We start from the raw sequence: 15122 nt of genomic DNA, 5'->3' as shown, positions 1-15122 counted from the left end.
GGGGTACTATAAAATTGTAGCTTGATGGAGATTTGACGTTACCCCTATAAAGGTATGGTTTTCGTACTTTTAAATACAATCATGTCACTTAAGTAATGTGAGCGTCGCTGCTATTACATTGTCCACAAATGAACGTTGGGGGCGAGATTTCATCATAACCGTTAGACCGATTAACGATACAATCAGTGCCTGTGCCAAAGACTTTGCATCTGTGTTGACTTCCAGCTCACCTGATTGAATTCCTCGTTCGATCGTCTCCTGAAAAATGACGGCGAGGTACATTTGATGTTCTCTGGTCAAAATTTCAAATCTCTCATCATGAGGTGCTAGTTCAACCATTGTATTGATACAAAAACAACCTTTACTAAGATCCCCTGCGTATTCTTCATTGACGACATCGGCAAAGAAAATAGAAAATGCCTCTTTTACAGAGGAGTGACTTTGAAGCCTATTTCGTATATCAGAGGCCCGAGACATTGTATACCTGCGAAGTGCGGCTTCAAACAATTCTTTCTTATCTCCAAAAGTCGAATAAATACTAGGGCGTTGAATGCCCATTCTAGAAGTAAGATCACTTAATGAGGTAGCCTCATATCCCTTCTCCCAAAATAACTGCATTGCTGCATCTAAAACTTGATCCTCATCAAATTCACGGGTTCTTGCCATTAAGAATTCTCCTCCTCAAACTTTGATTTTATTAATTGTTTTAGGATAGGTGTGTAGGTAATTACAATTGTTGTTTTTATTACCAAACAGTATGTAATTATTATATAATTAGCCATTCTTCCTGTCAAATCAAGCTCCATTCATTTAATGCAACATTAACTTTAGTGAAAAAAATCGTTGACATCATGAATGAGACTAAGTTATATTTACCAGTAATCATATTGTACTGAACGGTACGTTATGATTAAAAATCTAATGTGATTGGAGGTTAATGTATGTTTAAAACAGAGACAAATGTAGACGATGATCCACTCTACACTAAGATAAGTCATAAATCTTCCATAACAAAACCTAATTTGAATCAACAGCCATCCATGTCTCACGCTTTGGCATTATTGTTTGCGACTGCCTGTGGAATGTCTGTTGCCAATATTTACTTTGCACAGCCGTTGCTTGATCAACTATCTAATGAGTTTAGTATTAACCATTCCATTATTGGTATTGTTATTACCGTTACACAAATTTTTTATGGATTGGGCTTACTGCTACTCGTACCGCTTGGAGATTTGCTAAACCAGCGACGTCTAATTGTCGGTCAGATGCTATTATCTACAACAGCTCTGGTTATAGTTGGTACTGCTTCCTCCAGCATGGTACTTTTCGCAGGTATGGCTTTGGTGGGTCTGCTTGCAGTTGTGACACAGACTCTCGTGGCGTTTGCAGCGACCATCGCTTCCCCTACAGAAAGAGGACGTGTCGTTGGCATTGTAACAAGTGGGATTGTTATTGGCATACTTCTTGCACGTACTTTTGCTGGTATATTAACAGATGTTGCGGGATGGCGTGCTGTATATCTATTTTCTGCTGCGCTCATGCTTTTGATGGTTTTTATGTTTATAAAGATGTTGCCCAATGTTGAGCGCGAGGTAAAATCGCTATCTTACCCTCAGTTGATTAGATCGGTGCTTGCTTTGTTTATTCAAGAACGAACGTTACGCGTTCGCTCTGTTCTAGCCATGCTGATTTTTGCTGATTTCAGCATTTTGTGGACTTCACTAGTACTGCCACTTAGTACACCTCCAATTGCTCTATCTCATAGTGCAATTGGCGCATTCGGTCTTGTAGGTGTGGCTGGAGCCTTAGCTGCGGCACGGGCAGGGAAATTGGCCGATCAAGGTTACGGACAACGAACGACAGGTATTGCTTTAGCTCTATTATTGATTTCATGGTTGTTCATCAGTTATATAGAGCAGTCGTTAATCGCATTAGTGATAGGGATAGTTCTACTTGATTTGGCCGTACAGGCAATACATGTCACGAATCAAACCATGATCCTTCCATTGCATACAGAAGCACGGAGTCGACTTACTGCTGGATATATGGTGTTTTATTCTATCGGCAGTGCTGGTGGTTCAATTGCGTCGACTCAAATATACGCACACTTTGGCTGGGGAGGGGTTTCCTTACTCGGAGCCTCTGTCAGTGCTTTCGCTCTTCTTTTTTGGGCTATGACCAGACGAGTTAAGATTTCATGAAATAAACGTGTGTTAGCCAATATGAGAAACACGTTACTACCATAAAGGAAATGATTAATTTTTTTGACTTAAAATCTAATTGGACTAGGAGAGATAACAAATGGAAATAGGTATTACGTCTTTTGTAGAAACGAAACCAGATGTACATAGTGGTGAAGTGATAAGTCACGCACAGCGATTACGTGAAGTTGTTGAAGAAATCGTTCTTGCTGATCAAGTAGGACTTGATGTGTTTGGTGTTGGTGAGCACCATAGGAAGGATTATGCAGCATCCTCTCCAGCGATGGTTCTATCAGCGGCGGCACCACAAACGAAAAAGATACGGCTCGCGAGTGCAGTAACTGTGCTTTCTTCAGCTGATCCTGTGCGCGTTTTTCAGGATTTTTCTACACTGGATGGCATTTCAAATGGACGCGCAGAGATTATGGCGGGTCGTGGTTCCTTTATCGAATCTTTTCCATTGTTTGGCTATAACTTGAAGGACTATGAAGAACTGTTTGAAGAACATTTGGACCTACTGCTCAAAATACGTCAGTCCGAAAAAGTGACTTGGGAAGGCGGACATAGACCAGCAATTAATAGTTTAGGTGTGTATCCAAGACCTGTTCAAAATCCTTTACCGATATGGGTTGGTAGCGGTGGAAATCAGGAGTCTGCTATCCGTGCCGGTTTTCTGGGATTACCACTTATGCTGGCGATTATTGGTGGTAGCCCAATGCACTTTGCACGAATTGTACAGCTATATAAGAAAGCGGCGGCTCACGCTGGTCATGATGTATCAAAACTTCAGGTGGGATCTCATTCAATTGGATTTGTTGGAGAGAATACGGAATTAGCAGCAGATACATTTTTCCCTTCCACTCAGGCAGGCATGAATAAACTTGGTAAAGAGCGGGGGTGGCCTTATTATGATCGTTCCAGCTTTGATGCTGCACGAAGTTTTGAAGGGGCGTTGTATGTTGGTGATCCAGATACAGTCGCCGAAAAAATCATACATCTTCGTAAGCATGTAGGGATTACACGCTTTATGATGTATGTACCATTAAGTACCATGCCACATGATCAAGTCATGCGTGCCATAGAATTGCTTGGAACAGAAGTTGCCCCTCGTGTACGAGAGGAAATTGCCAAATGGGAAGCTGAAGGAGAACAGGAGACACATCTATTCCGTTAATCATTCCATAAGAATTGAATCAAGTCTCATTATTTACCTGGAGGAATTTATATGAAAATTGACAGTCGAGTATTACCAGAATTAAAACAGGCTTTCTCACAATTTCCAGGCTTTCAATTAGAGGAGAATTTAGAGTCGAGTCGAAGTCTCTTGTCGAATCCACATTTGGAAAAATCAGAACTTGTACACATGACCAAGCGAATGATTCCTCGCGCTGCCGGCGAGATGTTAGTTAAAGTTTACGAACCAGTTGAGAACAATCTTGATAAACTTCCAGCTATGCTGTGGATTCATGGTGGCGGATACGTAATGGGACACCCCGATATGGACGATGTTTTGTGTGAACGCTTTGTTCAGACTGCTAAATGTGTTGTTGTGTCTGTCGATTATCGACTTGCTCCCGAACATCCTTATCCAGCGGCTATCGAAGATTGTTATGCAGGATTGGTTTGGATGACAAATGAGGCAGACTCGCTGGGCATTGATGTGAATCGAGTTGCGATCGCCGGTGCAAGTGGAGGCGGTGGACTAACAGCAGCGCTTGCGTTAATGGCTCGGGATAAAGGAGGTCCATCTATTATATTCCAGATGCCGCTGTATCCGATGCTTGACAACCGCAACATAACACCATCAAGCTATGAGATTACAGAAGACCACGCAACATGGAATAGAGCAAACAATTTGGCGGCTTGGAGTATGTACTTGGGCAAGGAGAAAGATTCCAACGAACTATCTCCCTATGCCGTACCTTCGAGAGCAGAAAACTTAGCAGGGCTACCGCCAACTTATACATGTGTAGGTCAACTCGATTTATTTCGAGATGAAACTATTGAATATGTAACACGACTTGCACAAGCAGGAGTAGACGTTGAATTTCACCTCTACCCCGGTTGCTTCCATTGTTTTGAAGTATTTGTGCCTGAAGCCGTAGTAAGTCAGCGTGCCAGTCAGAATTATTTTGATGCGATGGCACGGGCGCTTCATCCATAATTTATCTTAGCTCAGTCATCAGGGTGTTCAACTGAAGGCATGAGTGATAGCTCTAGGTTTATTCGATGAGTAGAGATTACAGAAAGAAGTACAAATAGTGCCACCATATACTTTAAATTTTGCCCCTTACTCATTGATTAATAACAGGAAATACTTCAAAGTTGGAATAGTTAACCAAGGTTTCAAAATAGTGTGCTAGCAATTCAACTTTTTTACTGCGGTTACGATGATAAGCACAATCAACACTTTGGAGCGGTTTTTTTCGTAAGTCGAGTTACTTTTTTAATCGCATTCATACTAAACAGCAGCAGGAAAGGGCGCCAATTGAACATTGGCACCGTTTATAAGAAGCGATAGACTGCATCCTTAGCTGGATATTCATTTCAAGCTCGGAAAAAATAGAATTAAGTTCTTTTGGTAGTTGATGATATTGGTTATTTTGAGCTATTGTAGTTAAGGCACCTCTTCTGTGGTAGTGATTTCTAGGTAATCTCACTATACCAAGGATTGAGGTGTTTTTCATTTTACTCAAGTTGTACAGTACACAATTGATAGACTCTAAATTCAATATAGCTAAATCTCCCCGCTTATTTTATAGGTGCGAAAGTTGAGTTATTTGATTCCCATCTTAATGAAGAATTATTGAAATATATTTCTCCATTAGAATGGGAACACATTAATATTCTAGGAAAATACCGATTTAGTATAAAAGAAATTGCATCATTAGACTCCCTACAATCACTACAAACAACTTAACAGTAAAAAGCCAATTATTCTCTTAGAGTACCGGAAATCGGCTTTTTCTTATGAAATTTTGCTTAGCATTGTAAATCCGCATTTTCCTGACGCTGCCCCATGCTCATCAAGCTAAAATTTTATAGTACCCCATGCCCATCAACTTAAGGTTTTGAAATACCCCCGAAACGAAAATTTTATCCTTCCACAGTTGTCTATAAGAATTCAGCTCATTTTTTCGTTTTGGGAAACAACAGATTTTTTAACTTGATAGCAATGTGGTGCTACCCCACATCCATCAACTTAAGGATTTAGACTATTCTTGAAGTTAAAAGCACGTTACTATTCTCTTATGTTAATGAGAAAGGGTGACGTGCTTTTTATGAATATGCATCAAAAACAAGAGTTGTCTTTATTTGCCGAAGAGTTATATCGCTATATGTCTCCCGCTACACTGAATCAATTAGCTATAGAAGCAGGCGGAATGAAACGAAAACGTAAGTGCCATGGGCACCATTTTTTATCTTTGTGTGTATGGTTAAATCAACAAATCGCTACAACCTCTCTTACTCAACTTTGTAGTCAATTAGAAACTTCAACAGGAATTTTATTAAGTCCTGAGGGACTGAATCGACGATTTAACTCGGCTTCTGTAGCCTTCTTTCGAAATGTATTTACTACACTTCTACAAGCTAAAATTGGAGGATCATCTACAATTTCTCATTCTCTTTCTGCTTACTTTGAGCGGATTCGCATCCTTGATTCTACAACCTTTCAAGTTCCAGATCGATTCGCAGCTACTTATCCTGGTGCCGGAGGCTGTAGTCATACAGCTGGTGTGAAAATTCAATTAGAGTATGACTTGTTGAGTGGAGAGTTTTCTGATGTGAAAATTGAACCAGGAAAACGAAGTGATCAGGCATATGGGGCGACTCGAATGGACATGACACAAAAGAATGAACTATATATTCGTGACTTAGGGTATTTTCGTTTACAAGACTTTAAATCGATCCAAGATAAGGAAGGGTATTATTTATCGCGTCTTAAATTACCAACTAAAATATATAGAAAAGAATTCGAAACAGTGGTATTTAAAACAAAACCTGCTCAATTGAGACCGGTATATATACAAATTCATTTGGAAGACATCATGAACCAATTACAACCTGGCCAAGTGTATGAATTACATGATGTATATGTAGGGAGCAAAGACAAACTACCCACTCGCATTGTGGTTTATAGATGTACAGAGGAGCAAAAACAGAAACGTCTACATGATCGAGCTATTCGTGAAAAGAAAAAAGGGATTACATATACAGAGCGTACGAAACTTTTACAAGGAATTACGGTATATATGACAAACATTCCTACGGAATGGGTACCGAAAGAGAAAATCTATGATTTATATTCACTGCGTTGGCAAATTGAGCTGTTATTTAAAATATGGAAATCTTGGTTTCGAATTCATCGTTGTAAATCTATTAAACAAGAGCGATTAGAATGCCACCTTTATGGACAACTCATTAGTATCCTATTATGTTCTTCTACTATGTTTAAAATGAGAGAACTCCTGTTACGTAAGAAACAGAAAGAACTAAGTGAATATAAAGCGATGTACATAATTAAAGATTATTTCTTACTTTTTCATCAAGCACTACATAAAAACACCCAAGAATTATCAAAGATTCTCCTTCGTCTGTTTAACCTCCTACAGCGAAACGGACGAAAATCTCACAGATATGAGAAAAAAACAGTCTTTGATATTTTAGGTGTTGTGTATGAGTATACCACTTCTGCCCATCAGGTAGCATAGCGGAAAATTTGAAACCCGTCAGGGTTTATTTGATGTGCCTACTTTTATGCTATCTATAAAAGATAATAAAAGACTACGTGAAAAAACCACATTTTGTATAAAAAGATACCTTAAGTTGATGGATGTGTGGTGCTACCCCATTATGTTGAAAAGGAAAAGAACATCTGTGGAACTAGTGGTGACAATAGAGTTGTTCCACAAATGAGACAGAAGAATAGTGTGCTCTATCTGGGAAAATTGGAATATTTATGATTATAGAAACTGTAGCTATTGAAAATAGAACAAATAAAAGCTAAATAACAATAATATAATCTCTTTTCTAGATATGCCTTTATCAAGAATCAAAGAACTTAATACCACTTAGTACAAAAGCATCAGAACTTGGGCTATAACCAACTAACTTTCTTGTTCCTTCAATATCAATTCGTTTAAACCTGTTGTTAGATACCCCATGTAAAATTGAAAATGGAGGTAAGTTCTTTGCCGTCATCGACTTTAAGAGAAGGTCCATAAAATCTTCTGGGCTTAAGTATGCACTCATATCTCTAGCTGTTAGTGGTTTACCATATGGATTATAATCATCATATGCACCTATACGAATAGCAAGACTTTGTAACCCTTCTTCATAAGCAAAATAAGAAGCAACAGCCTCTGCAAAACACTTACTTACCCCGTACATATTTTTGGGCCTCGTGGGTGAATAAGCATGTGGTTGATAATCCAAAGGATAGCCTTCAATTGTTTGAGCACTGGAAGCAACTATCACTTTGGATACATTATTATCGCTAGCAGCTCTAAAAATATTATAGGTTCCCTTTATATGATTTTCTAATAAGGAGCCATAAAAATCAGCATTTGGCGAAGGATTACCTGCCAAGTGTATAACTATATCTATACCTTTCGTAAATTCTTGACAAGCAGCTAAATCAGAAACATCTAAATATATGATTTCGTGATTTGTATCTTTAAAAGTTTCTAAAGCAGATAAGTTAATATCTGCTAGCCGTAACTGGTAATTCCCTTGCTTATCTAGGAATCTTGTAACATCTTGGCCAATTTTACCTGCAGCACCTGTAACTAAAATTTTTTGCATTTCACTTCATCCTTCCATAAAAAATACATCCCTTGTCAAGGGTCATATAATAGAGCATGCACTTATTGTATGTTGGTAATGGCATTAAATAAAACGAAGAAATATAATGGAGACATGAATAAAATTCATGAGGAGGACCATAGTGACTTTAACAAAATATGAAATATTTAACAAAGTGGCAGAACTCAATAGTTTTACAAAAGCTGCAGAAGTGTTAGGTTTCACCCAATCTGCTGTAAGTCATGCAATTAGCAGTTTGGAAAAAGAGTTTTCCTTTCCTTTATTTATTCGTAATCACTCTACTTTAACATTGACCAAAAATGCAGAGGAGCTTTTAATTACCGTTCGGAAAATTTTATACTATAACAACATGCTGAAGCAGGAAGTAGCCGCTATCAATGGGTTCCAAAAAGGAACAGTAAGAGTGGGGGTTTTTTCGAGTATTTCTAAAAACTGGATTCCTGGTATTCTTAAAAAAATGGAGGAAAAGTTTCCAAATATTGAAATTGAATTACTGGAAGGAAACTATGCTGAGGTTGAGAATTGGTTACAAAACGGGAGATTAGATTGTGGATTTATTAATAATGATACTTACTTTAAATCATTTGAAAAATCCTTTGAAATCGTACAATTGAAGAGGGATCGACTTTTATGTGTTGTATCTAACCAATCCCCATTATGTAAGGAAAACCAAGTATCAATGCAACAAATAGAAAATGTACCTTTTATTATGCCAACATATCAGTGTTATGATGATATTCAAAAAATATTTAGGGAGAATAAAGTTAGCCCCAATATTCGATTCGAAAATATGAATGAATACTCAGTGATCTCTATGGTGGAGAATAATCTAGGAATTAGTATATTGCCAGAAATGATTATACCGACATCAAAAATTTCTTTTGCAGCCATTCCACTTGAAAGTGATAGCTATCGAACTATTGGATTAGCTATAAGAAAACCAACCTCACTCGCGACTAAGAAATTTTCTGAGATTACTAAAAGGTGGGTATCATTTGAATCAATTTAATTTTGCCAAAATCTGAGTTATTTAAACTGATAGGGTTCTTCTTGAACGGAGCAGATTAGTTCAATAAGCAATGAGAAAAAGTTATATATTATGTGTTGATGTAGAACTATAATATACAAAAATCAGGAGGTAATTATATGATAATATATAAATTATACGACAGAACACCCTAATAACTTTGACTAATTACTAAACCTATATGAATCTTTATGGTGGAATTCACTTAAATTAACAAGTAATGATTTGGAACGAATGTGCAATCAAAGTTGATACGCCATTTACGCATTTGATGAAAAATAATTAGTGGGTATGGGACGTGTTATTTCAGATGGTGTAATTACTGGAGTAGTTTGGGGAATATGTGTTCTACCAATCTATCTGTCCGAAGGAATCGCCGCCATGTACAAATAGCGCTGGGCAATTGAATCATTTTTCCGCTGGATTTAGCTGAATTTGAACGTTCCCGTATTGTTTGGCACAACATCCAATGCGTTGTTCAATCAGTTATTCACAGCTATAATTGCCTATGCTTTGCTGAAATTTCTTCGTGCACAAGGCCAAAAGACAAAATAAACGCTTGTCATTTGCAGGTTTCACACGCCTGTTTCTTTGTGAAGCCTTGTCAATTGAGTGACAAATTAGTTTGAAAGAAACACTTGAATTCTACAGGTCGATAAATCAAGAAACTGTATTACTTTGGTTAATCAACATACGTGTTAATTTATAGTATAATGATTGCTTGAAATAATGCGGTGGAAAACAGGGAAAAGAGGGAACCGATGCCTACTATACTAGTTGCTGACGACGATGCGAACATTCGCGAACTCGTCTGTTTATTTCTACGCAACGACGGATTCGCAACAGCTGAAGCAGCGGACGGCAAGGAAGCACTGGCCGTCTACATCTCAACGAATGTCGATCTTGTCGTACTTGACATTATGATGCCGATTATGGATGGTTGGACGTTAAGCAAGGAGCTCCGAAGAGCCAATCCTGATCTACCTTTACTTATGCTGACTGCGAGAGGAGAAACATGGGAGAAAGTGAAAGGTTTCGAACTTGGGACGGACGATTATTTAACCAAACCATTCGATCCGTTAGAGTTGACGGTTCGTGTTAGGGCACTACTCAAACGATACAAGATTGGCTCCACGCAGACGATCCATTTAGGGAACGTCATCCTTGATCGACAGACCTATAAGGTGATGAAAGGGACGGAGTCGCTTACGTTGCCGCTAAAGGAGTTCGAATTGCTGTATAAGCTCGCTGGAACACCCGGACAAGTCTATACGCGCGTGCAGTTGATCGATCAGATTTGGGGTATCGATTACGCCGGAGATGATCGAACGGTAGACGTACATATTAAACGGCTGCGTGAACGGTTCGCGACAACACCCGATTTTCGGATCGAAACGGTGCGCGGGCTTGGGTATCGGCTTGAGGTTTATGAATGATCAGATCCTTATATATACGTGTTGTCCTGACATTTTTAGTCTCCATCATCGGGGGCACGATCATTTCTTTTTTGGTGTCAACTTGGATATTCGAAGATAAATTGAACGAAAACGCTCAAATCAACTTACGTAACTTTGGCCAAGACATCGTCCGGATTTACAAGACCTTTCCGTTACATGAAGCGGACTTGTTCGTAAGTGAAATGAAGCAGCTCGATTCTTATTATATTCGAATTTACGAAGCAACGGGTCAGTTCAAGTCTTACGGTAAACTTCACGGACACAAACCTGCGCCTGTGACGATGGAGCAACTAAAGAAAGTATTAGATGGAGGTGTTGTTCAGGACACTCCTAATGGTATTGCCACGGTCCTCTTAGGGTTGCCGTTGAAAACGGAAATGGGAACGAAAGCGATATTTTTGGAAGCGCTCGCCTCTCCTTCAGCCTCTTTTGTCACAAAATGGGCATTGGTCTTTGCAACATGTTCGTTGATTGCAGGAAGCTTATTGATTCTAGTTGCCTCTGTATTCCTGGTAAGACCGATAAAAAAGCTGACAAAAGCGACCAAGCGGATAGCATCTGGAGATTTCAACGTCAAGTTGAATATTAAGCAAACGAGTGAGCTGGGTACTTTGGCTCGCAGCTTCGAAGAAATGATGCACGATCTGCAGCAACTTGAGCGGATGCGCAGGGAATTCGTAACGAACGTGTCGCACGAGGTTCAGTCTCCGCTCACTTCGATATCCGGCTATGCTCTAGTGCTTAAGCAAGTTGACCTTTCAGAATACGAACGAAGCCGTTATCTTGATATTATCATCGCTGAAGCGAAAAGGATGTCCAAAATGAGCGATAACCTGCTAAAGCTGAGTTTTCTTGAATCGCAGTCAAAGCAACTGCGGATCGTCACGCTCAGCCTCGATGAACAAATCCGACGGATAATCGTGGCGCTCCAGCCACAATGGTCTGCTCGCGATATACATTTCGAGCTTGATTTACAGACAGTTAAAGTAACGGCTGATCATGACCTGTTAAATCAGGTATGGACGAATATCCTCAGAAATAGCATCAAATTTTCCGAGGATGCCGGCGTGATTAACGTAAGCATCAAACAAGATACCAAAAACGTGACAATCCTAATATCCGACACTGGTATTGGTATTCACCTTGACGACCAGAAGCGTATATTCGAGCGTTTTTTTAAGGCCGATCGTTCCCACAGTCGTAAGTATGACGGAAGTGGTATGGGACTCGCTATCGTTAAACAGATCGTGTCGCTTCATCAAGGTGACATCCGAGTGAAAAGTGAACTTGGTCAAGGAACGACCTTCATTGTCACCTTGCCAATCACTACACCAACAGATTAGTTAGATTCATTCTCTATGCTACGACTCATATGCAAGCTTACTTGCATATAGAGCCGTAGCATTTTTTTTGGCAGTTCATATTCAGTTCATATTGTCGTCATGGTGAGTACATCTTCATTGGTTAAGTTTTCATTACAGGCACATGAAGGAAGGCAAACAGATCAGGACAGGAGAAGATGAAAGTGACACAACAAGAGGAAAAGAAAACGCTGAGGGGAATGAAAATAAAGAAAGCGCGAAACATCTTACTTAAAATCATAGGAGCAATCGTTCTAGCCATTGTACTTTTTTTAGGTATTGTTTATATCGTAAATGTGATGAGTAGTCATTCGGAGCAAAAACGAATAGTGCCCTACGGGCAGCACGTATCTGTAGACGGGAGAAACATGAATGTGTTAATTCAAGGCGAGGGCGAGGAAACGATCGTGCTCCTGCCTGGTTATGGAACAGCTACTCCAGGGCTTGATTTTAAGCTTCTTATCGATGAATTATCTCCATTTTACAAAGTTGTTGCGGTAGAGCCTTTCGGTTATGGATTAAGTGATGAAACTGTAAAAGAGCGAACCACGGAGAATATGGTAAGTGAAGTTCATGAAGCTCTACAGCAGCTTAATATTAACAGATACATGCTCATGGGCCACTCCATTACAGGCATTTATGGAATTGATTATGTGAACAAATATCCAAACGAGGTGACTGCATTTGTCGGAATCGATAGCAGTGTTGCAACACAACTGGGTATGGATATCAATTTCCCATTAAAAACGTTTGCATATCTCAAAAAATCAGGTCTCTTAAGATTGGTTATGAAAATCAGTGCTGACCCCTATGCTGGACTGGCATTTGATGAAAAAACCGTAGAGCAAATGAAAATGATTTCGAATAAAAACATGTATAATGACACAACCTTGAATGAGATGGACCATATTTCGTCTAATTTTAAAGGGGCTCAAGGTTTAATCTTCCCTAAATATCTTCCACTTCTTCTCTTTGTACAAGCGAATAATGAAGGTGTAGCAGGATGGATACCTCTGCATGAAGGGCAGATCAAAGACTCGGTACATGGAAAAGTAGTAACCATGGATGGATCACATTATTTACACCATACCAAATTCAAAGAAATCGCTGAAAACGTTAGACTATTTATGAAAGAAGTAAAGTAAGTGTTCAGAGAAAGGTTCATCCGCTATTTTATGCATTTGTCTACAGTCTGCAAGACCATCATTTCGATGGTCTTTTTTATGTCCAAACAGTTGTATATTTCCAAACCAAGATTATACTTTCGCCTGAAAGACATTGGGTTTCATTTTCATATTAACTAACGAGGCAGGTGTGCGGCCGAGCCTAGGTCGTATCATATAACGGGTGGGATTCCCGTCGAGTAAGAACTAGCCATTCGCTCGTAGCGAGTCTTGGAGGGCTAAAGGTAACTTTAGTCTTTAAGCGTAGACAGTTAGGTGGCGGATTTGCTTTACTGATCGTTCTATTCATCCTGTTAATCATTATAGGATGTAGTTGTTGGGGCGGCGGTAGCGGCGGATTCGGTTACTAAAAAAAGGGGCACTCATAAGAGTGTCTTTTTTCTCAATATAAGAACTCTAAGAATATGATATTATTTTAATGCAAATTCCCTTTTGTGCAATGAGATAGTAATGCCTAACAAAAAACCCACCTATTTCCGTAGGTGGGCCTTATCTTTATTACACAATATCAAAGTATACTCTCTTTTTCTCGTAAATTTTATGTAATTATACATATTTGTAAAAATTACATAAAATAAATATTACATGTAGTAAAATATAAATTGTGGACACGTTCTATAAAGCTGACTCTCCGATTAGAAGGCGTAACACATTTCAACCATATAGGTGTGGTGTGGCGTTGCTTTAATCTAGCCAAACAAACGATCTCGATTCTCTTGTATTTGTACACTAACAATCTGTTGAAAATAAATGATTCTGTTTTATAGGACGTGTTTACTTAATGTCCAATACATATTATTAAATTAAAGTGGTTCAAGTCGGAGGAAGGCACCTTAGGGTGTCTTTTCTTTATGGGGTCTCACCACATCGCCATCAACTAAAAAAATATATAAAACCCCCAAAAAGGAATTTTATATATTTTCAATTTGAAGAGATCAATTTTCTCGTTTGAGGTATTTGTTTACCTTATCATGAGGACAATAAAGTGTTTTATACTATATTTTTTTGAAATATCAGTAAATTATTTGATGAATTAATAAGTTACTATTAATCTATAAATAGTAACAGTGCAGTAATCCAAAAGAAAAATGCTCAAATCGATAAATAGGGGAGGATTCTAGATGAAGGTAAATCAGAATATTGTTTTAAAAATTATTGGGTTAGAATGTTTATTAATGATTTTTTACACGCTTAACGGGGCCTATCAAACTATTACTAAGCCATCCAGTCCAGTATTACAATTTATTGGACTTGTTCCTTTAGCAGTGGGAATTTTAATATATTTAACAATAAAGAACAAGTGGAAATTCTATTTCTTTGATATTAAGTTAAATAATTCAATGAAGAATACCATTTTATTAAATTCCCCATTAGTGCTTGTTCTATTAGTAATACTACTTGGTAATAAAGGATTAAACACAACATCGGTATCTGACTTATTTTTTATGTTTATCATGCAATTTTTTGTTGTTGCATTTATTGAGGAAATCTTTTTTCGTGGATTTATGCTCAAAATGTTGTTTTCAAAGGGGATAAAAAAATCAGTTTTGATTTCAAGTTTTTTGTTTGGTATCACCCATTTATTACAACTAATTGGTGGGCAGTCTATTGAAGATACCATTTTACAAATCATATATGCATTTTTAGTTGGACTTGTTCTGTCCTTACTTATCGTAAATAAGCAATCAATTATTATCACCATTACTTTCCACACTTTTAATAATTTCTTTAATTTTATGGGGAATGTTCAAGCCTCGTCGCTTTTTGCATATATTATTATTGCAATTTTATTCTTCTACACCATATATTTATGGAAACGTGCTAATAAAAAAGAGTGTATTCGACAGGAAATAAATATAGCAGTTTGAGTTGTGATATTACCTTTTCAGTATAGAGGGCAGCCTGGTACTGCAATATTACCTTTAAAGGGGCTTGCTGCATGCTCATCAACTTAAGAGATTAATTGTTCCACTAAAATGAAAAAATACGTTATTCTTTCTGTAGAATCATAGGAAAGGATGGCGTTTTTTTCATTCTAGGGGGCATTTCTTTTTATTAGCTTGATA

At 38.2% G+C, this 15122-nt stretch carries 11 protein-coding genes and 2 pseudogenes; 11 read left to right on the top strand and 2 right to left on the bottom strand.

The window, feature by feature from the left end:
* Positions 1-84: 84 nt before the first annotated feature.
* On the bottom strand, positions 85-666 hold the full coding sequence (locus MHB76_RS16145; protein ID WP_063217442.1) for a TetR/AcrR family transcriptional regulator: 582 nt from the start codon (positions 664-666) through the stop codon (positions 85-87).
* 275 nt (positions 667-941) lie between these two features.
* On the opposite strand from MHB76_RS16145, the gene MHB76_RS16140 reads away from it, so the two are divergent.
* The 4 genes from MHB76_RS16140 to MHB76_RS16125 all read left to right on the top strand — a co-directional run bounded on the left by MHB76_RS16140 (position 942) and on the right by MHB76_RS16125 (position 6913).
* Entirely contained in the window at positions 942-2201 is a 1260-nt protein-coding gene (locus MHB76_RS16140) for an MFS transporter (protein ID WP_078174085.1), read from the top strand.
* 100 nt (positions 2202-2301) lie between these two features.
* On the top strand, positions 2302-3375 hold the full coding sequence (locus MHB76_RS16135; protein WP_016095154.1) for an LLM class flavin-dependent oxidoreductase: 1074 nt from the start codon (positions 2302-2304) through the stop codon (positions 3373-3375).
* Between the two features lie 51 nt (positions 3376-3426).
* Positions 3427-4365, top strand: coding sequence for an alpha/beta hydrolase (locus MHB76_RS16130; RefSeq protein WP_016095153.1), 939 nt, complete (start codon positions 3427-3429; stop codon positions 4363-4365).
* Between the two features lie 1117 nt (positions 4366-5482).
* On the top strand, positions 5483-6913 hold the full coding sequence (locus MHB76_RS16125) for an IS4-like element ISBce2 family transposase (RefSeq protein ID WP_080019313.1): 1431 nt from the start codon (positions 5483-5485) through the stop codon (positions 6911-6913).
* Between the two features lie 334 nt (positions 6914-7247).
* On the opposite strand, the gene MHB76_RS16120 is transcribed toward MHB76_RS16125, so the two are convergent.
* Positions 7248-8006 carry an NAD-dependent epimerase/dehydratase family protein gene (locus tag MHB76_RS16120; protein WP_002014092.1) on the bottom strand — a complete coding sequence of 253 codons (759 nt, stop codon included), beginning with the start codon at positions 8004-8006 and terminating at the stop codon, positions 7248-7250.
* Positions 8007-8148: 142 nt separating this feature from the next.
* Between MHB76_RS16120 and MHB76_RS16115 the strand changes: the two genes are divergently transcribed.
* From MHB76_RS16115 to MHB76_RS16085, 7 genes and pseudogenes are all read left to right on the top strand, one after another.
* A complete protein-coding gene (locus MHB76_RS16115) occupies positions 8149-9036 on the top strand; it encodes a LysR family transcriptional regulator (RefSeq protein WP_002190250.1) in 888 nt (295 codons plus the stop codon).
* A gap of 147 nt (positions 9037-9183) precedes the next feature.
* Positions 9184-9429: pseudogene (locus MHB76_RS16110) on the top strand (GNAT family N-acetyltransferase); the annotation flags it as partial.
* Positions 9430-9815: 386 nt separating this feature from the next.
* Positions 9816-10490 carry a response regulator transcription factor gene (locus MHB76_RS16105; protein ID WP_001142154.1) on the top strand — a complete coding sequence of 225 codons (675 nt, stop codon included), beginning with the start codon at positions 9816-9818 and terminating at the stop codon, positions 10488-10490.
* Complete coding sequence (locus MHB76_RS16100; RefSeq protein WP_078174084.1) at positions 10487-11854, top strand: sensor histidine kinase; 1368 nt, start codon at positions 10487-10489, stop codon at positions 11852-11854. Before MHB76_RS16105 ends, MHB76_RS16100 begins: the two co-directional genes overlap by 4 nt.
* 182 nt (positions 11855-12036) lie before the next feature.
* Complete coding sequence (locus MHB76_RS16095) at positions 12037-13017, top strand: alpha/beta hydrolase (RefSeq protein ID WP_078174083.1); 981 nt, start codon at positions 12037-12039, stop codon at positions 13015-13017.
* 293 nt (positions 13018-13310) lie between these two features.
* A pseudogene (locus MHB76_RS16090) lies at positions 13311-13406 on the top strand (YjcZ family sporulation protein); the annotation flags it as partial.
* A gap of 771 nt (positions 13407-14177) precedes the next feature.
* A complete protein-coding gene (locus tag MHB76_RS16085) occupies positions 14178-14924 on the top strand; it encodes a CPBP family intramembrane glutamic endopeptidase (protein ID WP_078174524.1) in 747 nt (248 codons plus the stop codon).
* Positions 14925-15122 lie beyond the last annotated feature (198 nt).

The organism is Bacillus sp. FSL M7-1345 (assembly GCF_038006985.1).
Lineage (GTDB): Bacteria > Bacillota > Bacilli > Bacillales > Bacillaceae_G > Bacillus_A > Bacillus_A cereus_U.
This window is presented reverse-complemented; position numbering and strand designations above follow the sequence as displayed.

Coding starts and splice junctions, on each gene's coding strand:
- MHB76_RS16100 (WP_078174084.1), top strand. CDS start 10,487: ATGATCAGATCCTTATATATACGTGTTGTCCTGACATTTTTAGTCTCC.
- MHB76_RS16130 (WP_016095153.1), top strand. CDS start 3,427: ATGAAAATTGACAGTCGAGTATTACCAGAATTAAAACAGGCTTTCTCA.
- MHB76_RS16140 (WP_078174085.1), top strand. CDS start 942: ATGTTTAAAACAGAGACAAATGTAGACGATGATCCACTCTACACTAAG.
- MHB76_RS16105 (WP_001142154.1), top strand. CDS start 9,816: ATGCCTACTATACTAGTTGCTGACGACGATGCGAACATTCGCGAACTC.
- MHB76_RS16125 (WP_080019313.1), top strand. CDS start 5,483: ATGAATATGCATCAAAAACAAGAGTTGTCTTTATTTGCCGAAGAGTTA.
- MHB76_RS16135 (WP_016095154.1), top strand. CDS start 2,302: ATGGAAATAGGTATTACGTCTTTTGTAGAAACGAAACCAGATGTACAT.
- MHB76_RS16145 (WP_063217442.1), bottom strand. CDS start 666: ATGGCAAGAACCCGTGAATTTGATGAGGATCAAGTTTTAGATGCAGCA.
- MHB76_RS16120 (WP_002014092.1), bottom strand. CDS start 8,006: ATGCAAAAAATTTTAGTTACAGGTGCTGCAGGTAAAATTGGCCAAGAT.
- MHB76_RS16085 (WP_078174524.1), top strand. CDS start 14,178: ATGAAGGTAAATCAGAATATTGTTTTAAAAATTATTGGGTTAGAATGT.